Origin of the sequence: Pedobacter sp. AK013, assembly GCF_014205835.1 — a bacterium.
In the GTDB taxonomy this organism is placed as follows: domain Bacteria; phylum Bacteroidota; class Bacteroidia; order Sphingobacteriales; family Sphingobacteriaceae; genus Pedobacter.
Genome location: NZ_JACHCQ010000027.1, coordinates 45,697 through 69,727, shown reverse-complemented (window position 1 = coordinate 69,727; position 24,031 = coordinate 45,697). Strand labels below are relative to the sequence as shown.

23 protein-coding genes are annotated in these 24,031 nt (G+C 38.0%); 9 read left to right on the top strand and 14 right to left on the bottom strand.

Translation table 11 applies throughout. The features are described 5' to 3' along the window. Positions 1 to 5 precede the first annotated feature (5 nt). The 13 genes from HDC90_RS17725 to HDC90_RS17665 all read right to left on the bottom strand — a co-directional run bounded on the left by HDC90_RS17725 (position 6) and on the right by HDC90_RS17665 (position 9,050). Entirely contained in the window at positions 6 to 1,103 is a 1,098-nt protein-coding gene (locus HDC90_RS17725; RefSeq protein ID WP_184468769.1) for a toxic anion resistance protein, read from the bottom strand. Between the two features lie 26 nt (positions 1,104 to 1,129). After that, positions 1,130 to 1,744: a TerD family protein gene (locus HDC90_RS17720; protein WP_184468767.1), complete on the bottom strand. Its 615-nt coding sequence runs from the start codon at positions 1,742 to 1,744 to the stop codon at positions 1,130 to 1,132. Positions 1,745 to 1,748: 4 nt separating this feature from the next. After that, positions 1,749 to 2,303, bottom strand: coding sequence for a TerD family protein (locus tag HDC90_RS17715; protein ID WP_184468765.1), 555 nt, complete (start codon positions 2,301 to 2,303; stop codon positions 1,749 to 1,751). 2 nt (positions 2,304 to 2,305) lie between these two features. Further along, positions 2,306 to 3,142, bottom strand: a complete 837-nt coding sequence (locus HDC90_RS17710; RefSeq protein ID WP_184468763.1) for a phosphoribosyltransferase family protein — start codon at positions 3,140 to 3,142, stop codon at positions 2,306 to 2,308. Continuing rightward, positions 3,129 to 3,833: an HAD family hydrolase gene (locus HDC90_RS17705; RefSeq protein WP_184468761.1), complete on the bottom strand. Its 705-nt coding sequence runs from the start codon at positions 3,831 to 3,833 to the stop codon at positions 3,129 to 3,131. Before HDC90_RS17705 ends, HDC90_RS17710 begins: the two co-directional genes overlap by 14 nt. Positions 3,834 to 3,922: 89 nt before the next feature. Continuing rightward, the gene (locus HDC90_RS17700) at positions 3,923 to 4,738 is read right to left on the bottom strand and encodes a DUF475 domain-containing protein (RefSeq protein ID WP_184468759.1); all 816 of its coding nucleotides are present in this window, start codon (positions 4,736 to 4,738) and stop codon (positions 3,923 to 3,925) included. A gap of 151 nt (positions 4,739 to 4,889) precedes the next feature. Next, positions 4,890 to 5,909: a YCF48-related protein gene (locus tag HDC90_RS17695; protein WP_184468757.1), complete on the bottom strand. Its 1,020-nt coding sequence runs from the start codon at positions 5,907 to 5,909 to the stop codon at positions 4,890 to 4,892. A gap of 7 nt (positions 5,910 to 5,916) precedes the next feature. Further along, positions 5,917 to 6,348 carry a DUF2147 domain-containing protein gene (locus tag HDC90_RS17690; RefSeq protein WP_184468755.1) on the bottom strand — a complete coding sequence of 144 codons (432 nt, stop codon included), beginning with the start codon at positions 6,346 to 6,348 and terminating at the stop codon, positions 5,917 to 5,919. A gap of 100 nt (positions 6,349 to 6,448) precedes the next feature. Continuing rightward, complete coding sequence (locus tag HDC90_RS17685; RefSeq protein ID WP_184468753.1) at positions 6,449 to 6,829, bottom strand: DoxX family membrane protein; 381 nt, start codon at positions 6,827 to 6,829, stop codon at positions 6,449 to 6,451. Between the two features lie 153 nt (positions 6,830 to 6,982). Then, positions 6,983 to 7,405, bottom strand: a complete 423-nt coding sequence (locus HDC90_RS17680; RefSeq protein WP_184468751.1) for a VOC family protein — start codon at positions 7,403 to 7,405, stop codon at positions 6,983 to 6,985. A 212-nt stretch (positions 7,406 to 7,617) separates the two neighbouring features. Next, positions 7,618 to 8,031, bottom strand: coding sequence for a hypothetical protein (locus tag HDC90_RS17675; RefSeq protein ID WP_184468749.1), 414 nt, complete (start codon positions 8,029 to 8,031; stop codon positions 7,618 to 7,620). Positions 8,032 to 8,045: 14 nt separating this feature from the next. Continuing rightward, entirely contained in the window at positions 8,046 to 8,552 is a 507-nt protein-coding gene (locus tag HDC90_RS17670; RefSeq protein ID WP_184468747.1) for a DinB family protein, read from the bottom strand. Between the two features lie 3 nt (positions 8,553 to 8,555). Further along, positions 8,556 to 9,050, bottom strand: a complete 495-nt coding sequence (locus HDC90_RS17665; RefSeq protein WP_184468744.1) for a DinB family protein — start codon at positions 9,048 to 9,050, stop codon at positions 8,556 to 8,558. 134 nt (positions 9,051 to 9,184) lie between these two features. Here HDC90_RS17665 and HDC90_RS17660 point away from each other — a divergent pair, with 134 nt between their 5' ends. Further along, on the top strand, positions 9,185 to 10,144 hold the full coding sequence (locus tag HDC90_RS17660; protein WP_184468742.1) for a GlxA family transcriptional regulator: 960 nt from the start codon (positions 9,185 to 9,187) through the stop codon (positions 10,142 to 10,144). 207 nt (positions 10,145 to 10,351) lie between these two features. On the opposite strand, the gene HDC90_RS17655 is transcribed toward HDC90_RS17660, so the two are convergent. Then, entirely contained in the window at positions 10,352 to 11,221 is an 870-nt protein-coding gene (locus tag HDC90_RS17655) for an AraC family transcriptional regulator (RefSeq protein WP_184468740.1), read from the bottom strand. A gap of 349 nt (positions 11,222 to 11,570) precedes the next feature. On the opposite strand from HDC90_RS17655, the gene fucP reads away from it, so the two are divergent. From fucP to HDC90_RS17615, 8 genes are all read left to right on the top strand, one after another. Next, positions 11,571 to 12,881, top strand: a complete 1,311-nt coding sequence (gene fucP, locus HDC90_RS17650; RefSeq protein ID WP_184468738.1) for an L-fucose:H+ symporter permease — start codon at positions 11,571 to 11,573, stop codon at positions 12,879 to 12,881. Between the two features lie 7 nt (positions 12,882 to 12,888). Continuing rightward, positions 12,889 to 14,526 (top strand): UxaA family hydrolase, encoded by a 1,638-nt coding sequence (locus HDC90_RS17645; protein ID WP_184468736.1) that lies wholly within the window; start codon positions 12,889 to 12,891, stop codon positions 14,524 to 14,526. Between the two features lie 219 nt (positions 14,527 to 14,745). Next, entirely contained in the window at positions 14,746 to 15,528 is a 783-nt protein-coding gene (locus HDC90_RS17640) for an SDR family oxidoreductase (protein WP_184468734.1), read from the top strand. A 219-nt stretch (positions 15,529 to 15,747) separates the two neighbouring features. Continuing rightward, positions 15,748 to 16,425, top strand: a complete 678-nt coding sequence (locus tag HDC90_RS17635; protein ID WP_184468732.1) for a response regulator transcription factor — start codon at positions 15,748 to 15,750, stop codon at positions 16,423 to 16,425. After that, positions 16,426 to 17,778: a HAMP domain-containing sensor histidine kinase gene (locus HDC90_RS17630; RefSeq protein WP_184468730.1), complete on the top strand. Its 1,353-nt coding sequence runs from the start codon at positions 16,426 to 16,428 to the stop codon at positions 17,776 to 17,778. A 221-nt stretch (positions 17,779 to 17,999) separates the two neighbouring features. Beyond that, positions 18,000 to 19,265 (top strand): TolC family protein, encoded by a 1,266-nt coding sequence (locus HDC90_RS17625; protein ID WP_184468728.1) that lies wholly within the window; start codon positions 18,000 to 18,002, stop codon positions 19,263 to 19,265. Between the two features lie 5 nt (positions 19,266 to 19,270). Then, entirely contained in the window at positions 19,271 to 20,359 is a 1,089-nt protein-coding gene (locus HDC90_RS17620; RefSeq protein ID WP_184468726.1) for an efflux RND transporter periplasmic adaptor subunit, read from the top strand. Positions 20,360 to 20,387: 28 nt separating this feature from the next. After that, positions 20,388 to 23,516, top strand: coding sequence for an efflux RND transporter permease subunit (locus tag HDC90_RS17615; RefSeq protein WP_184468724.1), 3,129 nt, complete (start codon positions 20,388 to 20,390; stop codon positions 23,514 to 23,516). The last annotated feature ends 515 nt before the right edge of the window (positions 23,517 to 24,031 follow it).

The following is a 24,031-nucleotide window of genomic DNA, read 5'->3' as shown; positions in this document are numbered from 1 at the left end:
TTTAATTAATTCACCCTCGTCACGTTCTTTTTCAACTCTGTTTCCAAAGTTTTAAGTTCTCCATCTAACACTCTTCTGCTCTGCGCACCCGCTTCATGGATCTGTTTCACCTCATTAAGCGTTTCAATCAACGAAGAAGTAGTTCGTTTCAAGGTTTCCAAAGATACTACTGTTTTTTCATTCTCTTTGGCTACATCAATGCTGTTTTGTTTCAGCATCTCTGCATTTTTCTGTAAAATGGTATTCGTGGTATCCGAAATTTTCTTCTGCATCTCTACGTTGGCTTTCTGCCTTTGTAAAGCAACCGCAATGGTTAATTGGTTTTTCCAAACCGGAATAGTTGTAGTAACAATCGACTGTGCTTTTTCTGCAATTGAAGTATTGTTGTTCTGCACTACACGGATCTGTGCCAAAGATTGCAACATAATGAAACGCACAATCTTCATATCAGCCAGTCTTTTATCCAAACGGCTAATAAAATCCCTTAAATCGGCGATTTCATAATCCTGATAGTCAGCCGGGCGACCTTCCATCTCTGCAAGTTTAATACTCAGCTCGTTGTATTTTAGCTGTCCGGCAATAATCAGTTCTTCCATCTGGTGGATATAACCAACATTGCTATCGAACATGGTTTGCAGCGAACTGTTATCTTTAATTGAATTTAACCTTCCAGCCTTAATTTTGTTGGTAATTTTATCGATATTATTAACCACCACATCGTATTTCTGAAAAAGTTTCTTCACATCAACCACTAAACTTTTTAAGAACGGAATTTTAGAGATGAAACTCTTAAAGCCGCTCTGTTCCAGTTCAGAAACATCGATATAATTGAGTTCTGTTAACAGTTCGTTAATTAAACCACCAACTTCACCGCTGTTATAGGTACGTACAGACGATAAAAACTCGTTACTGTATTTCTCCATTGAGTTTTGGGCATCGCTTCCGTAATTCAGTATAGAATTTACATCTGATGGTTCTAGCGATTTTCCAATCTCATTGTATTTAAGCGTTTCCGCCGAGGTTATTTTCTCAAGATCCACATTGCCATCTTTATCCAGCTTAACCGGAGTAAGGGCTTGGGTAACATTTGGGTTGGTTTCCATAGTTTGTTAATTATCAGCTTTACGGCTTATAAATAGTTTTGAGTTACGGTTTTAACGGTATCTTCCAGTTTTCTATCTTTGGTTGGTTCGCCAATGGCATTAAATTTCCATTCGCCATTTTTCTTGTAAAAAACGCCCATTACCATCGATACGTGCCCTGCAAAATTGGCTCCGTTAGCAATATCGAATTTGGCAAAAACCTCATTAACCCGTTTGGTTGTGCCTTCATAAATGCGGATGGAGGCAAAAGGAATTGTAGCAAAATCGTGACCTCTAAAACTGTTCAGTACAAAGGCAACATAGTTTACATTAGCATCCAACTGTGAAAAATCAAGTGTGATGATCTCATTATCTAAACCATCATCGCCACCCATATCGCCAGTTAAATCATCGCCACTGTGTTTTACCGAGCCATTTTTAGATTTAAGATTACCAAAATACACTACTTCTAAAAGCTGTTTGTTTTCGTTATATAAAGCGCAGCTTGCATCTAAATCTACCGCTTCTTTTGATGATCCGAATCCGAATAAGCCCTTCTTTTCGATTGCCCCCCAGTTTATCCCAACACAAGCCTGCTGAAGTTTGCTTCCATTGTTTTTTTCCAGACTGATACGCTGTCCTTTTTGAAGATTGATTGCCATAATATTATTGATATTTGTTTAAATAATCCTGTAAACCACCTTTCATGCCTACGCCAACTGCTTCAAATTTCCATTTGCCTTCGCGTTTGTAAATCCTTCCGAATTCTACAGCGGTTTCAATAGAGAAATCTTCTTCTAATTCATATTTTAAGATTACCTCGTTGCTTACCGCATCAAAAATACGGATGAAAGAGTTTCTAACCTGGCCAAAATTCTGTCTTCTGCTTTCTGCCTCATGAATGGTTACCACAATGCAGATTTCATTTACTTTAGCATCAGTTTTGGTTAAATCAATTTTGATCTGTTCATCATCGCCATCACCATCTCCGGTTAAATTATCGCCTGTATGTTCTACCGAACCATCTGGAGAAACCAGGTTGTTATAAAACACAAAATTCTCGTCTGAAATCAGTTTTTTCTGATCGTTTAGCATAAAAATTGAAGCATCTAAATCGAATGCAGAACCAGTTGAAGAGCTGTTGGTATCCCAACCTAAACCTATTGTAAATTTAGGAGCATCAATATTTTCTCTCTGCCCCTTTTGCAAATTAATAGCCATATTTAAATTAATTTATAATTATTGTTTTTGATATAGTCTTTTATAAGATGTAAATTTTTCGAATATGCTTCTATCGTATGGTAATTATTTCCCAAGGATAGATCGTAAAGCTGGTTGATAAAATCAGTACTACGACGCTCTAAAAAGATGGTAAAACTATTCGAAGTAGTATTTAAAATGTATTTTACAATACGGGTATTAAACCTGAAATTGCCACTATCGATAATTTCTTCCAGGTCAAAAATAGATTTTACCTGATGGTAATTCAGGAAGTTTTCTACATTGGGATGGATGTTTTTATTAACCAGTTCGGCAAAATAAAGCATATGCATTTCGTTTTTTAAACCATATTCTTTTGCCATTTTTAAGATCATCCGCTCATGGCTTCCGGTAATCCTGATATCATCCAGAAATAAAAGTGTTTTACCTGCCAGAAAATCTTTATCGATATGGAACGAATCGTTACCAATTAACGATAGTCTTTCTTCTGCACTTAACTCTCCATAATCTTCTTTATAGGTAATGGTTCTGTGCACTTTGGTTTCCTGTACAGCTAATCTACCATTTTCGACCAACCAACGATTAAGCTGGCAAACGAAATAGTTTTTCATGGCAAAAGTTGCCGTAGGGATAAAGCTATAAGGACTAGAAATAACCACAATCTGATCGGTAATCACATTATCAGCTAAATAATACCGGATAAAACCGTCGGCTAAATCTTTTCCAAAAGATCTGGCTACCAGATCGTCGCCAAATTTAAAACGGCTGTAATCGTCGGCACTAAAGCCAAAATCGACTGTATTATCTATTTTATGAAGTGAGAAATTATACGGTATCATAGAGTAGGTTTGAGATAGATAAATTGTTGGAATTGATGAGCATACTGTTAATTCCCATTGCTTCTGCTCCTCGAACATCGGCATGGGGGTTATCTCCAACATGGATAACATCTGTTAATAATAATTCAGGGTGTTTGGTTCTGTCGATGCGATCCAACATCAACTGAAAAAAACCTGTATTGGGTTTCGACAAGCGCACTTCATCAGAATAGAGCTGAAAATCGATAAACTGACCGATACCAAGATGTTCGATTACTTTTTTTAAGGTTTTACCTTTAATAAAACCCGTATTACTCAGTATGTTGGTAGAGCTTTTGCCCGACTCTTTAATTTTTGCCAATACACCTAAACAATCATCACAGTAAAGTTTTGGCATATGGTTAAATACGATCTGCTCCATATCCTGATCGAGCATTTTAAGATCCACATCACTAAAGTTGAAATCGTAATCATTGATCATACTAATGATCATTAAATACATTTCTTCAGCATCAACATTTTTACCTACTTTTTCATTAATAGCGTTTACCATTAAATCTACCTGACGGAAAATGATGGCTATTTCATCAATGCTTTTATTCTTGCCATTAAAATTCCTAAAAAAATACTGTACCCGTTCCTGCTTGTAAGTTGGATTAGATTTAATCAACGTTAACCAAAGATCGAATGAGTAATGTTTGTAAAAAGCCATTGCACCTTGTTTATAAATTCTAATATTACAAATATGATTGTAAGATCAGCAACGTTTAATTGTAAGATTTATCACAGATAAGCCTTAAATTAAGACTTATCCAATACCTTTTCGGCATCGTCCGAAATGATGATATCGCTTTTGTGCTTTTTGGGATAGTTAAACAATAAGGACGTTAATACGGGGATGATGAAAATGGCAACCGTAAAAATTGAAACAAAGAGATCTGTTTTTTCACCTTCAATAGCGTGCGAAATTGGCGATTCAGGATAGAAATGCGTTACTAATGAAGAAGTAAGTTTAATACCTAAAACACCTATTACAATGAATGCCACCGTTTCTAAAAAGGTAAATTTTTCCATCAGTTTTACAAAGGCCTGTGCCACAAAACGCATAGCTAAAATCCCAATAAAAACACCGATATAGATTAACCAGATATGATCGGTAAAAGCTACCGCAGCAAAAACATTATCAATAGAGAAAGCTAAATCCATTACCTCTACCAAAGCAACGGTAGCCCAAAAAGTACCTACCAAACCAACGGTAGATTTGTAAATCCAACTTTTGCTTTTATCTACTTCCTCTTCTTCCTCTTTACCTTTGCTATTCTTTTTTCTAAAATAATCGAAAGCCAGGTATAACAAATACAAGCCACCAAGTGGTTTTAGCCACCAGATTTTCACCAGCCACGCTGCCAGGAACAAACAAATCCCTCTAAATATATAGGCACCAATAATACCGTATTTTAAGGCTTTTTCCCTTTGCGATTTTGGCAGATCCATTACCATGGTTGCCAAAACAGCTGCATTATCTACCGAAAGTAAACTTTCGATCACAATTAAATTCAAAATAATTAATAATCCGGCCTGTATATCGTCACCTAAAATCGTGTGCAAAAAATCCATCGAGCGAGTATGTGTGTTTAAATTAAAGTTTTAGTTGACAGCAAAGAAACAAAATTTTATCAATCCCAATGCTTCAATCTTTTTATTTATGATATCGTTTTATTGATTAGATACTTAATCGATAAAACTGTTACGTAATAGGATTGAAATTTTATTTATTGATCTCCAATTGATAGATATTACCCTTTTCTCCTGCCAAAATAATCTGTTTACCTTTTTTGGCTTTTTGAATAGCGTTAAAGCTTTTATCAGAAATGTGTTTCCAGTGCTGACCGCCATCAGTAGAAATATCAGTTCCAGAAGTACCCGTAACAATTAAGGTTTTGGCATTAACATAGGTTACACCCGATCGGAAACCAAAAACAGGAGTGGCTGGCTTTTGCCAGGTTTTGCCTCCATCACGCGTTAAAAGCACATTATTCGAATTTTCTTTATCTTTTAAGTAGTTTCCACCAACAGTTACCCCTATTTTTTCATTAAAAAAATCTGTTGAGAAAGGACCAGTACTCCCTTCGCCTTGCAAAATCGGGCATTTAAATACCTGCCAGGTTTGCCCATAATCTGGAGAAAAGTAAATATTAGATATTGTTCCTCCTGATGCAATCCAGGTTTTACCACCAGGTAATGTTTTAATGGTTGTACCACTGGCCGCGAAACTAGCTTCACCTTTGGTTAATTTAGCTTTGAGGTTTGCAGAAATATCCTGCCAGCTTTTACCTGCATCTACAGTTTTAAGCAACTGCATTTTATCATTTATAGGATCGCCGAAAATGAGTCCTTTATTTTTATCCCAGAAACTTAGTCCATCTAAAAATATAGCTGAATCTACATTTTTATAATTTTCTGTCCAGGTTTCGCCTCCATCAATGGTTTTCAGGATATAGGCCGGCGAGGCAATACCTACAATAATGGCCTGCTTATCATCAAAAGCTTCAATATCCCTGAAATCGATTTTTTCGTACCCTTTTGGTTTTAACCATTTCCAGGTTATACCACCATCAGTGGTTTTACCTACCGATCCATTACTGCCACTTGCCCAGATAACCTGATCTGATACTACGCTTAATCCGCGTAAACTGGTTTTGGTATTCTCATTTAAGGGCTTAAAGGAATACGACTGCGCAGCGCAAAAAAAAGGTGCCAATAAAAGGCACCATAAAATTTTCTTCATCTATTGATTATTTTACCCGTCTAAAAGTTTCTGATCGTCCTAATAGTGAAATACCTACATAACCGCGAACATTTAGCACATCGGCACTTTTTAAAGTCATGTTACAGCTGTAAGTTTTACCGCTTTTGGGATCGTAAATCGTTCCATCAGTCCACTTGCCATTATCATAAACAAAATCTTTTAATATTTCGAGATTTAACAAAGCACGTTTCTGCAGATTGGCATCAGGGTTTTTAGCATCTAATTTAGGTTTACCATTTAGGTTTGGTTCCTTCATCCACGCTAATTTACCATAATATTTATCGCCTTTTTTATAAATTTCTATCTGACCCTCACCCGATGGATTAAGCCATTTGCCTACAATAGCATCTTTGTTCTGTGCAAATGCAGAAAATGATACTGCTATGAAGAGCAGCATTAAAAATGGTAGCTTTCTCATATTTTTTATTTCTAGTTAGTTTTTAAAGATAAACATTACACCTTATATCGAAACACTAAATAAAGAGAAAAAGTGTGAGAATTTTTAAAAATTACAAAATTTACTTTGAAACGATGGGCAGGTATTTTGAACGATAGGCAAAAAGTAAGAACAAATTAACCAACAACATTACTGCCCCCATTGGTATATCTTTTGGCTGCCCTAAAAATACACCATATAAAAAAATATTTAAAGTAACAGGGAAAATAATGATCGAGGCCAGGGGCGCTGTTCTACCGATCAATAACATCACACCACATATCAATTCTGTGATTTTGATTAAGGGAAAAAGATACACGGAGGCCATTATACCTGTCATAAAACTCGTTTGTGCCGCAGTCATTTCTGGTGCCTTCGGCATCATATTAAGAAAATAACTTACAGAAGCAAAAAGATACATGGCGGCTAGAAGCACGCGTACAATAATAACTGCAATTTTCATATTAGATTGGTTTTAGTTTCTATATTTAAAAATAATAAAAGTTTTTAATTAGTCCATTAGTGCAATAGCATCTCTTATTTTGCAACAATACACCACGCAATGAGCTATTGATTAAAGACTTATGCCTTTGGACACTGAACTTCAGACGCCAAACTATTTCTTGTTATAATCGTAATTCACCATCCACTGAATGCCGAATTTATCGGTAGCCATACCAAAAAGTGCGCCCCAGAACATTTTTTCTAAAGCCATGGTTACTTTACCACCAGCTGAAAGATTATTAAAAAGTGTGTTTGCCTCTTCTTCGCTTCCCGCATCAACAGATAGTGAGATTCCAGTTCCGAAAGTAGATGCAGGCATTGGATCGGTAATATCTGTACCCATGAGTACATTGCCACCAATAGGTAAAACCACATGCATAATTTTCTCCTGGTCGCCTACTGCCATACCTTCGCACTCAGGCGAGTCTTTAAAACGTTGTAATACGGCAAAATCGCCCCCAAAAACAGATTTATAAAAGTTAAATGCTTCTTCGGTATTACCGTTAAAATTTAAGTAAGTGTTAAGTGTTGCCATTGTTTTGTTGTTTTTATCCCTCTCGGGCTGGTTATTATTATTTGTTTATTGTTTAATTTCTATACGGATTGTCACCATGAGCGGAGTCGAAAGACATAACAGCTGACTCTTTGCTGTCATTCTGAGCGAGGCGAAGAATCTTTATTCTTATTACAATCTCTCTGCAACTTTTTATCAAAGGTTCTTCATTGCATTCAGAATGACAAATTCAGTTAAGTTTTTATCTTCGTCAACTTTATGTCCATCCATGGTACCCAGTTTTTACCATCAAATTGTTCCCATGTCCCTTCAATGGTATTGGCTTTAAAATTACCTTTAAATCTTTCCGTATCAGCAAATATTAAAATGATGTCATCATAAATTTTAAGGGTAGATATTGAAATATGACCTTCATTATCGAAAGATTGCGACCTAAAAACATCTTCCATATCATCATAATGTGTAATTTCTAACGATCTGACCGCTTTATCGCGGAACACGACATCTACCTGATGCGTTAAGAAAAACCCACCATCAACCCACGTGTAGGTATCAGTCCCAGTAATTACATCACCAGATTTTGTTAAACCTTCTGTTTTCCATTTACCGATATAAGGATTTAATAAATTAAGCCTGTTGTTTCTCATAAATTTAGTTAAAATCAAGTGATATCTAGCTCGCTGTAAATATTTTTCAATTGATGTACATGTCTTTGTGTATGGTAAATCACGAAATAAATTGTCTCCAGCCGGGTTAAAAAGCCATATCCAGGTAGCTCGTAAGCGGTACATGTTTTAGTTAAATCTAAGCCTCTTGCCGCTTCTGATATCCCCGCTCTGATCTGCTTTAAACTTTTAAGTAATTCTGGCTGGCTATATGTCCTATCTTCAGGGTAAATCTCTTTAGGAGAATTGTACTTCACGCCGAAATTCAAAAAATCTTTTCTAATTTCTTTTACCATTAAATCTGCAGGTTTATCCGTTTCGGTTACCGGCCCGTTAATTACTTCCAGGAAACCCGAATTCGACAAAACCAGGTGCTTAACCAATTGGCCTGCGGTCCAGCTCCCTTCAAAAGGTACCTCATTAATCTGTGGGGCATTAAATCTTGAAAACTCATGTTCCAATGCCGACAAGGTTTCATCGGCTTCTCTAATTATTTTTTCCATAGCTTACATATAATTCATTCCAGGATAGTTTAATAATCGGCGCCACAAGGCGATTTGCCCAATGCAATTAGCTTCCCGGTAACTACTAAAACCGATCATTTCAAACAATGTGATTTCCATTCCGGGAATACTGAGCTTCTCTTCCAGTTTGTTGTCGGTAGCCTCTGTCAAAGCTTCCTGTAGCTTTGGAGAAATTTCTTTCCAATCTTTAATAAAATCTTCAAGCGATGGGTAAGTGGCATCATCAATAATACCTTTATTGTTGGCAAAAAGTTCGTCGGTTACAGACGGGAGGTCGATGCCGAATGATTTAGCTAAAAAATAGCGGCCATGTACAACACTGCCCGTAATCCATGCAATATGGTTTGCTTTAGTATCTAATCTTTTTTGGGCATCTTTTTGGTCTATACCAGCTAAAGCCCTTAATAAAAACTCTGTATGCATTTCGTATAGTACTATAAAGCCATACATCCTGCTACTTGTTGGTGTAGTTTTCATATCGTTATTAATGAGGTAAATTAACTTAAATAAAGTTAGTTGTTAATTCAAATGAACACCCTTGCCGTAAAAGTCAATCTTAAGGGGCATTTCAGACAATTTTTATATATTTACGATACCTTAATTTTAGCCAAATGATACAAGTAGGTGTTTTATTGCCCCAAAATTTCAGATTATTAAGCATTGCCGCTATTTTAGATGTATTTGATACTGTTAATGGTTTTTACAGAAAAGATGGGCTTGAAACGCCATTTAACATTAGTTTAATTACCCTCGACGATAAAAATTATAATTTTAGTACCCATCCCTGTGTGCCTTTGCAAAAAGCCGGGCAGTTTGAACTTATTTTAGTTCCATCATTTGCAACTAACGATATTAAAGATTGCATTGGAGCCAATAGTGGTTACATCCCATGGTTAAGCAAACAACATGCAGCAGGAGCCGAAATTGCTACCTTTTGTACCGGAGCTTTTTTACTTGCAGCATCAGGACTATTGGATGGTAAAGCTGCCACCACACATGTTGATGCCTGTCCTGCTTTTTCTTCTGCATTCCCCTTGGTTCATTTAAAGGCAGATAAAACCGTAACCCAGGATGGCAGGTTATTTACTAGTGGTGGTGCAACCTCTACTTTTCATCTATTATTACATCTTTTACAGCTTCATTGCGGGAAAGATATGGCCGTTAAAGTGGCTAAAATTTTTGCAATCGATATGGACCGCGTAAACCAGTTATACTTTAGTACTTTCCAGCCTATCCGCCATCATAATGATGATATTGTTGCCTCTGCACAAGAAAAAATTGAAAACAGTTATCAGGATGTGGCCACCATTGAAGAGATGATTAAAGATATTCCTTCCAGCAGAAGAAATATTGTGCGCCGCTTTAAACAGGTAATTGGCATTACCCCTATCGAGTATCTTCAACAAACCCGCATCGAAGCGGCTAAAAAGTTATTAGAGCAAACTGCACAGCAAATGACAGAGGTGATTTATAACTCCGGATATAACGATCCAAAAGCATTTAGAAAAGTATTCAGAAAATCGGTCGGGATGACACCAACGCAGTATAGAGACAAATTCCAGGCAAGGTAGATTTGAATATCAATCTGTCATATTACGGCCATTTAAAGACGTAAAAAATTCCAGGATATTCTTCTTATATTTTTGAAGCGCAAAGCCTGTGGTTCTTGGTAAAATGCTGTCCCGCTTTTACTCCAAGTCCTCACTCATGCTTCGCTCCGGGCTTTCCGTGCAATCGGGGCTATAAATGGTTATTATCTGCACCAATAATTAAAAACACTACTGCTTTGAAAAAGCCTGCTGATATTTTAACGGGGTTTTGCCAGTTATCTCCCTAAAATATTTATGAAAACTGGTAAAGTTATAAAATCCGCAGTCGTAGCAGATTTCTTTCACAGTTAGATCATTTTCGATCAATAATTTACAGGCTTGCCCTACCCTAATCTCGTTCAGAAACTGCGTATATGTTTTTCTACTTTTAGTTTTAAAGAATTTACAAAACGAATTAGGACTAATTTTAGCAACCGCCGCAATTTCTTTTAGTTCTATTTTATTTTTGTAGTTACTAATGGTATAATTATAAATAGATTGGATTCTATCTTTTTCGTTTTCTAAAAAATTTGGCTTAAATCCTAACGAAACCAATATGTTTTTTTCTTCGCAATTGGCTATTTCTGTTAATACTTCAAGTATTTTGATAATCCTCATCGTACCAGTTGCATCAATAATCTGTGGCATTAAACTGGCTATTTTCTCTTTCGAGGTTCCTTGTAGCTGAATTCCCTGCCGCGATTGCAGCAACACTTTTTTAATCTCCTGGTTTTCGGGAAGATCGAGAAATCCTGCACCCAAAAAATCCTCCTTAAAATGAATCACATAAACATCAACCGGTTCACCAGCTTTTTCATCAAAAAATTCAGGATCGAAGCGCCAGTAATGAGGCAGATTGCTTCCAAGTAAAACAACATCGCCATCCTTAAAATTCTTAATACTATCGCCAATAAACTGCGTTCCTCTACCTTTTTTAACGTAGATTAATTCTAATGCAGAGTGGTAATGCCAACGGTTGTTTATATCGGGCATAATATCTCTTCGAGCGCTAAAAGAATCTACCGAATTGGTAGATACATTAAGTAAATGCGGTTTCATAAAATCTCAAAAAATCAATCTAATATGCAAAATTATTTTGCAATGAAAAAAACTGAGCCAATATCATTTAATAATTAGGTAATAAAGCTAAATTTTTATTAACGCTTAACGGTTTAATTTGTAGCACAACAACTAGGCAAAAACATTTTATGAAAGTTGGATTAATTGCCATCCAAATAAGATGATCACGCTAGTATTAAAATACAGTTACGGGTATGGAGTATTCATCACCGGGCCATCTAAAACAGCCTATATCTAACTATTATTGGTAATAGGTGCCCAAGGTGCCAGAAGTTTAACTATTTTTATTTTAGCAGAACCTACTTAAACCATTTATAACCAAGCAAACATGAGCCAAATTACACCTCCAAACTTTAAAGCATCCAATCTGCCAAAAAATGGCAAGGGTTATCTATTTCCATTAATTTTAGTCACCAGCCTATTTTTCTTCTGGGGTTTTGTCCACAATCTCGATCCTATATTGATTCCGCATTTACGCAAAGCTTTTCAACTAAATGTTTTCGAATCTACCCTGGTCGATTCGTCTGTTTTTATCGCTTATTTTTTATTGGCACTACCTGCAGGCTACATTATGCGCAAGTATGGTTATAAAAGTGGTATTATATTAGGTCTTGTTTTATTCGCTGCAGGCTGTTTATTGTTTATACCTGCAGCCAATACCGCACAATATATATTTTTCTTAGGCGCGCTTTTTATTATCGCCTGTGGTTTAACCTTCCTCGAAACGGCGGCAAATCCTTATGTTACTGTACTAGGACCTCCAGAAACAGCCACACAGCGCTTAAACTTCTCTCAATCTTTTAACGGTTTCGCTGCCTTCTTAGCCCCTGTACTTGGTGGTAAATTTATTTTTACCGAAGTAAAATATACTGATACCCAATTGGCCAAAATGTTGCCTTTAGAAAAACAGGCTTACATGCTCGAAGAGGCATCAACCGTAAAAGCGCCCTATTTAATTTTGGGCATCCTGATCATTGTAGTTGCTGTTCTATTTATTTTCACTAAGCTGCCAGATATTAAGGAAGAAGAGAATATCCAGGAGAAAAGCAGTTTTCGCCATGTATTAGGCCATAGCCATTTGCGCTGGGCAATTATCGGTCAGTTTTTTTACGTAGGTGCCCAGGTTTGCGTATTGAGTTTATTCATCAGTTTTGTAACCTCATCGGCAAGCATAAGTCAGGATGAAGCAAAATGGTACGCTGGTGCAGCAGGTTTGGCTTTTATGATTGGTAGATTTATCGGCACTGTATTTATGAGATTTATAGCACCACATAAGCTATTAATGCTTTATGCATTAATCAGCGCTGTACTTACCCTCATATCTATTTTTGCAAGCGGCATGATTACCGTTTACGCTTTAATCGGTGTCGCCTTTTTTATGTCGATCATGTTCCCAACCATATTCTCATTGGGTATAGCCGGTTTAGGTAAGGATACAAAATTGGGCTCATCATTAATTGTAATGTCTATTGTTGGTGGTGCTTTTTTACCACCGGTTTTAGGTTTAATATCAGATGCAACACACAATATACAATACGGATATTTGGTGCCATTCGCATGTTTTTTAGTGGTATTTTACTTTGGGTGGAAAGGATGGAAACCCGATCATATTGAAAAAGAAATAAGTTTAGAAGTATAAATTGACAATGAAAAAATTAGTCATCAAGATTAACAATGCCGATAACGTTTTAGTTGCGTTACAAGATTTGCCAGCAGGCACTCCAATACTGCATGAGGGAAATACTTACGTTACTGTTGATGAAATCCCCGCTAAGCATAAATTTTTTATGCGGGATATGAAAGCTGGCGATGAAGTAATGATGTATGGTGTTTTGGTGGGAAAGGTACAGTTTGATGTAAAAGCAGGCATTCGGATGAGCGTAGATAATACCAAACATGCCGCAGAGCCATTTGCTTATCGCAATGTTAATTATAAATGGGAAGCACCAGATGTAAGTAAATATGCCAACCGCACTTTTAATGGCTATCACCGTAAAAATGGTGCAGTAGGTACCGCAAACTATTGGTTGTTTATCCCTACTGTATTTTGCGAAAACAGAAATCTGGATATTATTAAAGAATCGCTTTATAGTGAGTTGGGTTATGCGGTAGATGATAAATATAAATCTTACACTCACAAATTGGTTCAGGCCTTTGAAAATGGAGAAGACATTAATAATATTAGCTTTGAACCTAAAGTAGATAAAGCCAGCCGGACCTTTAAAAATGTAGATGGGATTAAATTCCTCACCCATAATGGTGGCTGTGGTGGAACGCGCCAAGATGCTGATACATTGAGTAAATTATTGGCAGCCTATGCCCACCACCCCAATGTGGCCGGTATAACAGTCTTGAGTTTGGGCTGTCAGCATTTGCAGGTAGCCGATTTTAAACGCGATCTATTTGCACTTGATCCTGATTTTGATAAACCACTTTTAATTTTCGAGCAGCAAAAAGCCCAAAGCGAAGAGCAATTGATCCAAAATTCAATCCGCAGTACTTTTGAAGGATTAATGTTCATTAATAAACAAGAGCGAAAAGCGGCACCGCTAAGCCAAATGTGTGTAGGTGTAAAATGTGGTGGGAGCGATGGTTTTAGTGGCATTTCAGCAAATCCAGCTGTTGGTTATTGTGCCGATTTATTGGTAGCATTAGGTGCCAAGGTTTTGTTGGCAGAGTTCCCCGAACTTTGTGGTGTAGAGCAGGAAATGATTGATAGATCTGTCGATCAATCAACTGCCGAAAAGTTTATCCGCTTAATGACTGAATATGATGATCTTGCGCATAAAGTTGGCTCGGGCTTTTACATGAATCCTTCTCCAGGCAACATTAAGGATGGTTTAATTACCGATGCAATAAAATCGGCAGGTGCAGCACGTAAAGCGGGCTCCTCTCCTGTTGTAGATGTATTAGATTATACCGAACCTGCTACTAAACCAGGCTTAAGTTTGGTGTGTACGCCGGGGAATGATGTAGAAGCAACCACAGGTAAAGCTGCTGCCGGCGCAACCTTAATTTTATTTACTACCGGCTTGGGCACACCAACAGGAAATCCGGTTTGCCCCACCATTAAAGTAGCCACCAATTCAATTCTGGCAAAACGCATGAGTGATATTATCGATATCGATACAGGAGCAGTAATTAATGGCGAAAAAACGATTAATGAAATGGGTGAGGATATATTAGAATACTGTATTAAAGTAGCCAGTGGTGAAGAAATCCCCAAAGCTGTACAACTTAACCAAGACGACTTTATTCCATGGAAAAGAGGAGTTAGCCTATAATGTAATGGCATATAAAGAAAATAGAAGATACGGATAGAAAGGTCTCAATTTAAAAATCGTCATTCCAGTGCAGGACAGAATCTTAAAGCACCAGTATTTGGCATTAAGATTCCCAATCTGGTAAGGAATGATGTAATTTTCCAACTTATACTCCGTGTACTTTGTGAAAAAAATGCGTTCTCTGTGGTTCAAATAATAAAACAAAAATATTAACCAAATATGAATTTAAATTTAGACGGCAAAATAATCTTGGTGAGTGGGGGTGCAAAAGGCATTGGCGCGGCGATTGTTAAAGCGCTGGCCATTGAAAATGCTTTCCCTATCATTATTGGCCGTAATGAAAGCGATAACCTGAAAATGCTTCAGGAAATAACAGATTTAGGCTTAAAAGCAGATCATTTTACGGCAGAACTCACTGTTCCTGATCACTGTAAAGCCATTATTGATGCGATACTGGCCAAATACGGTAGAATTGATGGTTTAGTGAATAATGCTGGGGTTAACGATGGTGTAGGCCTTGAAAGTGGCACTTACGAAGGTTTTATGGAATCGTTACACAAAAATGTAGTGCATTATTATCTTTTAGCCAAGCATGCCCTGCCTTCGCTTAAACAAAGTAAGGGGTCTATTTTAAATATTGGTAGCAAAACTGCAGAAACGGGTCAGGGTGGTACATCTGGTTATGCGGCATCGAACGGTGCCAGAAATGCCTTAACCCGAGAATGGGCAGTAGAATTATTACCTTATAGCATACGCGTAAATGCCATTATTGTGGCCGAAGCCTGGACACCGTTATATGAGAAATGGATTAACACTTTTGAGGATCGTGATGAAAAGCTGAAAAGTATTACAGATAAAATCCCTTTTGAAAACCGGATGACCACAGTGGACGAAATTGCCAATACCGCTGTGTTTTTATTATCAGATAAATCGAGCCATACCACAGGCCAACTGATCCATGTAGATGGCGGTTATGTACACTTGGATAGGGCTTTGCTGTAAAATATGGCCCTGTCCTGTCACTCGGTCTGTGTCCTCACAGACCGAAACAAAATACGCTTAAATAGTCTGTGAAGACACAAACCATAGGATTAGCCACATTAAAATTATTTTAATCAAAAAGCAATAGCTAATTCCTGTCAAAAACCAAAAATCACCCAAAATAACAGAAAGGACATCCATTTTAATCCCATTTTAAGATGGGATGGTTACTTTTGTAGGATGCTAAAGATTGGAATAGCTGAAGACGACCCTAAAATTGCTGAACTTTTAAAGTCGGCGCTCGAAGAAAACGATTATCAGGTACTTACCGTTGCCAACGGAACTGATGCGCTGGAGCTTTTCTTGGAACAAAACTTTAATCTTTTCATTATCGATGTGATGATGCCTGGCCTTAATGGTATCCAGCTTTGTAAACATATCAGGAAAAATACTGTACAAACACCAATATTGATGCTTACCGCCATGGGTACCATAGATGACAAAGTTACGGGCCTGGAAGCTGGGGCAGATGATTATCTGGTAAAACCTTTCCACCTGAAAGAACTCTTGGCAAGAGTTGCAGCACTTTTAAGGAGGCAACCTGCTGTTACTACCCAAACCGATAGCAAATTATATTTCGAAGATCTTGTGCTTGATACTTACAGCAAAGAGGTAAGCCGTGCAGGAAAAACCATTGAATTAAGCGCAAAAGAATTTATCCTGCTCGAACTGTTTATGCATAATCCCAATCGGTTACTCTCCCGGCAATTTATAGCAGAGCAAGCCTGGGACATCAGCTTCGAAACCGGAACCAATGTAATTGACGTTTATATCAATTTCTTGAGGAAAAAGATCGAAAAGGGTTTTGAACGGAAACTCATTCACACCAAAATCAATATGGGTTATATCCTGAAGTAAATGAAAATAAAGGATCGCATAGCACTGTATTTTACCCTGATCAGCACTTCTATGCTCTTCGCTGTGCTCTGTACTGTATATTTTACCTTTATGAAATTTTTGGAGGCCGATTTCTTCGAACGCCTAACCGACCGTACTATGGTTACCGCAAAACTGTATCTCGAGGCTGATGAAATTAGTCGGGATGCGTTAAACACTGTACGTCATAAATACCTTCAAAAGTTAAATAGCGAAGTAATTCGTGTTTACGACAAAAAGAACAGGGCAACTTTCATCGGCGATACCGCACAATACTGGACCCCAGCTACCATTGATGCAGTGCGTAAAAAAGGGCGATTAAAATATACCGACGGTCAGCGACAGGTTGTAGGTATTTATTATAAAGATAACCAGGGCGACTTTGTCATCCTTGCCTCAGCCGACGACCAGGGCTCCCACAATAGGTTAGATAAACTACTGAAGATCATGATTTTTGTGTTTATCCTTATTTCGCTTATCGTTTTGTTATTAAGCAGGTTGATTGCACAGAAAATGCTGAAACCGCTGCAAAAGTTTATGCTCGAAGTGAAACAGACCAGCGCTCAAAACATGGAATTTAGGGTGGAGGAAAATAATAACAAAGATGAAATCAACCTTATTGCCCAAAGTTTTAACCATTTGATGGAAGAGCTCGAACAGGCTTTTATTCTGCAAAAAACCTTTGTAGCCAATGCTTCGCACGAACTTCGTACACCTGTAACACGGATCATGATGACCGCCGAACTTGCCCTATCAAAAGAAAGGGATCAAACTGCTTATCAAAAGGTAATCGCTTCGATGCTCGAGGATGCAGAAAAAATGGAACACATTATTACCGGGTTAGTGGCCCTGGCAAAAATGGATCTCAACCTGATCAATTCGCAACTTGTTCCAATCAGACTTGATCATCTGTTATCCAAAATCCAAACCGAATGGAAATCGCAGAAAAACCTTGATCTAAAAATTACTTATCAAAATTCTATTAATCCAAAACCTGAAATATTGGCCAATGCTATTTTATTACAGATTGCTTTGGACAATATCATTTCTAATGCTTTTAAATTTTCTGATAATCAACAAGTTAACATTACCATCGAAGCTACTAAAAATGATTTTCTCATACACATTACCGATAATGGAAATGGTATTTCTGTTGGGGAAGAAGAAAATATTTTCAAGCCCTTTTATACACAGGCAAATGATTTTGGCCTCCAAGGTGAAGGGATGGGTCTTTATATGGCTCAAAAAATTATCGATCTGCTCAAAGGAGAAATAACGGTGAATAACCTGGAACAAGGTGGCTGTACTTTTACGGTCATTTTAACAAAGATTTAGTAGCTATTATTACTTCATTCTAATTTTACAACTTGATCGTCCTGAATTCATTTCAGGGTCTTAATAACAGAATAGATGCAGACCACACAGTAGCTACAAGGCAATTAAAAACACTATTTCTACTTGTAAAATAAATTCAGCATGACGATTAGTGTCCAACTTTAATTCCCTTTTAAGCCCTATTTAATCCCCCTTTAATTCGGCAAGAATAGTTTTGCGGGATGAAAGGAATATATACGTTGCTCATTTTCATGCTGACTTTAACAACCAAGGCAGCTTTAGCACAAACCGATACCCTAATCTTAAACCTGAACCAGGCCGAAAGCTTGTTTTTAAAAAACAATTACGACCTCCTGGCCAGCAATTATGAAATTGATAAAGCAAAGGCCGAAATCATCACGGCCAAACTTTTCGAAAACCCTACGCTTGAGTATGAAAACCTTTTTTACAACCACGAAACAAAAAAATTCCTGCAAACCTCTTATGCACATGGCCAATATGCCGGATCAATTTCGCAGCTGTTTAAACTGGCAGGCAAACGTAATAAAAACATCAAACTGGCCCAAACCGGGGTTAAATTGGCCGAATATGAATATTTTGATCTGCTAAGGACGCTGAAATTCGAGCTTGTTAATACCTTTTACAAAACCTATTTCGCTGCACAATCCGTAAAAGTTTATCAAGAACAGATCAGCTCTACCGATCAGTTACTAAAAGCTTACGATCTCCAGTTAAAAATGGGCAATGTTGCCGCAAAGGATATGATCAGGATCAAATCATTATTGATCAGCCTCAAAGCCGAGCAGGCCGGACTATTAAATGAACTGGAAGACAACTATAAAGACTTAAAATTGCTCTGCGGTATTAAGGCAGAAGCGTCCATATCATTGGTATTAGATCAGGCAAGTCCATTATCGCCTGATAAAGTTCCTTACAGCACACTGCTCGATTCGGCCAGGGCCAACCGTGCCGACCTTAAAGTTGCCAAAACCGATCTCCTTTATAACGAACGCAATTTAAAACTTCAAAAAGCAATGGCTATCCCAGACGTAGAAATTGCATTAAGCTACGACCTAAAAGGTAATTATCCTGAAAAATATACCGGCTTAGGCTTAAAAATCCCCATTCCGCTTTTCTCCAGAAACCAGGGCGAAATTAAAAAAGCGCAGGTAGGTATCACAGCTGCCAATACGAATATCAAAAAACAGGAGGCCCTGCTCGAAAACGAAGTATTTAACAGCTATAAAACAGCTTTACGTAACGAAAAACGCTATACAGAGATAGATCCCACCTTCAGTACCGACTTTAACACACTCATTTCAGGATTGATCAAAAATTTCAAGGCAAGAAATATCAGCCTGATCGAATTTTTAGACCTCTACGATGCCTATAAAGAAAATACGCTGCAACTGAACAAACTCCAGTTCGAAAGAATGAGTACACGTGCTGAACTCAATTATGTAACCGGTTCTAATATTTTTAAATAAATCTTATGCAAAATCTCTATAAAAACACTTTAATTATTGCAGTAACCAGTTTACTGTTTGCTTGTACCGAACACAAAACAGCTACACCTCGTGATAAATTTGCCATCACCGATTCGCTGATCAACCGCTTGCTGATCGACACGGTGCAGCAGGCTAACAGCAAGACCGAAATTGTATTTTCGGCCAAAATTGCTGCAAATGAAGAGCGCCGTTCTGAACTTTTCCCCATGGTAAGCGGAACGGTAAATAGTGTTAAGGTAAGATTGGGCGACCAGGTCTCGAGCGGACAGACCTTAGCAACCCTTAGCAGCTCTGAAATGGCAGGTTTTGACAAGGAAGTTATTGCAGCCAATGCAGAGCTTAAAAATGCAGAGCGATCTGTAAAACAGGCTGAACAACTTTTTCAGAGCGGCTTATCATCTGCAAAAGAACTGGAAGAAGCCAAAAATGATTACCAGATCAAAAAAGCAGAGGTAAAAAGGGCCAGTTCCGTATTAAAACTTAATGGGGGCAGCAGTGCAGGATTATATGCTATTAAATCTCCTATTAATGGTTTTGTGATCGAAAAAAATGTTACCCAGAACATGTATTTGCGTGGCGATAACGACAAAAGTCTTTTCACCATTGCCGATCTCGCTAATGTTTGGGCAATGATTAATATTTATGAATCAGATATTTCGCGTGTAAAGGCTGGCGATGAAGTCAGTCTATCAACCCTCTCCTATCCAGATAAAATTTTTAGCGGTAAAATAGAGAAACTTTACAATCAGGTAGATCAAGACAGTAAGGTAATAAATGCACGTGTGGTCATCCAAAATCCAGGTTTTTTATTAAAACCAGGTATGCTCGGAACGGTAAAGGTTTCAGCAAATTCGGCCATCGATCTCCCCGTTTTAAACTCAAGGGCCATAATTTTCGATGAAAACAAGAATTATGTGCTCGTTCTTGATCAAGATCATAAAGTAAAAATTCAGGAAATCGAAATTGGCCGTAAAACTGCCGATAAAGCCTACATCAGCAAAGGCGTAAATGCCGGCGACCGCGTTATTGCATCTAAACAGGTGTTCTTATTCGAAAGCCTAAAAACGCAATAAATTCTTCTCATCCCTTAGATTATACATCATGAATAAATTCATTAAAGGCATCATTGGCTTTGCGCTGAAGAATAAATACTTTATCTTTTTTGCTACTTTTATTTTAATCCTTTCAGGTTATTTAAGCTTTAAGCACACTGCCATTGATGCATTTCCCGATGTAACCAATACCAACATCACCATTATTACCCAATGGCCGGGCCGGAGTGCCGAAGAGGTAGAAAAATTTGTGAGCAGGCCGCTCGAAATTGCCATGAATCCAACCGAAAAACGCACCAGTATCCGCTCTTCATCGCTATTTGGACTTTCTATTGTAAAAGTAAATTTTGAGGATGATGTAAATTATGCCGAAGCCCGCGTACAGGTAAACAACCATCTTGATGAGGCGAATTTGCCCGAAGGGATCAAACCAGAGGTACAGCCACCTTATGGCCCTACGGGTGAGATATTCCGTTACACCCTTACAAGCGATACAAAATCTGTCCGCGAATTAAAAACCCTTCAGGATTGGGTAGTACAAAGGGAGCTTTTATCTGTTTCTGGCATTGCCGATGTTGTGAGTTTTGGTGGTGAGGTAAAAACCTATCAAATTACCGTCGATCCACAAAAAGCTATACAGTATGGCGTAAGTGCAGCCGAGCTTTTCGAGGCAGTATCTAAAAGCAATATCAATGTGGGTGGCGATGTGATTGTGCAAAGCGGCCAGGCTTATGTAGTACGCGGTATCGGTGTGCTCAACAATATCGATGAAATCAGGAATGTGGTGGTCGATAATGTTAATGGCACACCCATATATGTTAAAACCATTGCCGAGGTAGCCGAATCGGCATTACCAAGGCTTGGGCAAGTTGGTCGTGATCAAGATCCTGATGTGGTAGAAGGCATTATTGTGATGAGAAAGGGTGGCAATCCGAGCGAAGTAATTGCCAGATTGAAAGAAAAGATAAATACGATCAATACCAGCATATTACCAAAAGATGTAAAAATAAAACCCTTCTACGATCGCGAAGACCTGGTGAACTATTCTGTACATACCGTAATGGGCAACATGCTTGAAGGGATATTGTTTGTAACCTTAATCGTATTCTTATTTATGGCCGATTGGCGTACCACCTTAATTGTTTCGGTTGTTATTCCATTGGCCTTGCTCTTTGCATTTATCTGCCTTAAATTAAAAGGCATGTCCGCCAATCTGCTATCTATGGGAGCTATCGATTTCGGAATCATTATAGATGGTGCCGTAGTAATGGTTGAGGGGATTTTTGTAACCTTAGATTTAAGGGCAAAAAAACTGGGAATGGATAGGTTTAACAAAATGAGTAAACTTGGCTTCATTAAAAAGGCCTGCGTAGAAAATGGAAAAGGAATTTTATTTGCAAAACTGATTATCATCACAGGTTTACTACCTATTTTCACCTTCGAAAAGGTAGAAGGTAAAATGTTCTCTCCCCTGGCCTGGACATTAAGTTTTGCCTTATTGGGCGCCCTCATCTTAACCTTTACGCTTGTACCTGCTATGGCCAGTGTGCTCTTAAAAAAAGATGTAAAAGAAAAACACAATATCTTTTTGGAATGGGTTACCAAAACGACCCTTAAATTTTACGACCGCTGTTTCAAAAAAAAGAAGCTCGTTTTTAGCATTTCTATTATTGTATTGCTTTTAGGTGTTTTTAGCTTCAGGTTTTTGGGAACAGAATTTCTGCCCAGTTTAGATGAAGGCTCTATTTATGTCCGCGCTACTGGCCCGTTGAGTATTTCTTTAGATGAGACTAAAAAGCTTTCGAATGAGATGAGAAAAATATTTTTAAGTTTTGAAGAAGTTAAACAAGTAATGTCGCAAACTGGCAGACCCAATGATGGAACCGATGCTACAGGTTTTTACAACATGGAGTTTCACGTTGATATTTACCCCCGTAAAGAGTGGAAACGAAAGCAAACTAAAGAACAACTGATCGAGCGTATGCAAGAAAAACTAAAAAGCTTCCCTGGCATCAATCTTAATTTTTCGCAGCCCATTTCTGATAATGTAGAAGAAGCCGTATCGGGTGTAAAAGGCTCAATTGTAGTAAAGTTATTTGGCGAAAACTTCGATTATATTGAAAAAGAAGAGGAAAAGATAGAAAGCATCTTAAAAACGGTTGATGGGATTGAAGATTTGGGAATTCTAAGAAATCTTGGTCAGCCAGAATTACAGATTAACCTCGATCAGAAAAAAATGGCTTTATATGGGGTAAGCACAGCAGATGCCAACGCCGTAATCGAAATGGCTATTGGTGGAAAAGCCGCTACGCAGATTTATGAAGGCGAACGAAAATTTGACCTGATTATCCGCTATCCTGAAGATTTTAGAAACGATGAGAATTCGATCAGTAAATTACGGGTTCCAACCATATCTGGCACTAATGTTCAATTGGGCGAAATTTCGAGCATCCACAAAATTACAGGGCCTAGTATGATTTACCGCGATAGGCACAAACGTTACGGGGCCATTAAATTTTCGGTCAGGGGCCGCGATATGGGAAGCGTAATTGCCGAAGCACAAGAAAAAGTAAATGCAAAGATCAATCTGCAACCAGGATATACACTGGAATGGGCCGGAGATTTTGAAAATCAACAAAGGGCAATTGCCAGGCTTACGCAGGCAGTTCCGGTGAGTTTATTACTCATATTCTTCATCTTATTTGTACTTTTTGGGAACATCAAAGATGCTTTACTCGTGCTAAACAATGTTCCTTTTGCAATGATTGGTGGCATATTAGCCCTTTTGGTTGCAGGTGTAAACTTTAACATTTCGGCAGGAATTGGTTTTATCGCCCTTTTTGGAATCTGTGTACAAAACGGCGTGCTACTCATTACCCGTTTTAAAACCAACATTGCCGAACTGAAACACCACCCCAACTGGACCTTTACCGATGCCATGCGTGCCGCGGTGACCAGCAGATTCAGACCAGTATTAATGACGGCTCTAATGGCTGCCATCGGCTTAATGCCTGCTGCATTATCTACCGGAATAGGTTCTGAAGCATCAAAGCCATTGGCTATAGTGGTAATAGGCGGATTAATTACCGACACACTTTTTAACCTTTTCGTTTATCCGATTGTGTTTTACTGGTCCAACCATAAAAAAGTACAGAAAATGATGCCAGAAAGCGTATAAGGATGGAAAATGTGAGATGGAATACCCAAGCGATCCGTCATGCTGAGGGGTAATTTATTGTATAAAATTTAATATAAATGACATTTAATTATCGGTCTTTTGCGATATGTAATTCCCCTCTTTCAGAGGGGTGTCCGCAGGACGGGGTGTTTTATTAGTCCTAGCCAGACAGACTTCTTTCTTTTTGGTGTCAAAAAGAAACAAAACCGAGGCATTGCCGAGCTCATTAATTCAAATGAAAGCAATAGAAAATCATTAATAAAACACCGGCTGAAAATTTATTCATTTGTTTTTGTAGCTTTCAGCTGCATTCATGAGGGCTTTGCCGTTTTCTTTCAGAGCCAGTGGCACGGCTTGAACAGTGCAATCCGAAAAATTTGTTAGGCCGGATTTAAGTGAAACGGAGATACTGTGCTATGGCGTAGCGGGGTGGAAATGCAGGCATCAAGGTAACATATTAAATATTAATGAGTTATCAAAAACATCAATGGTAGCGGAGTCGAAGGATCAACCGT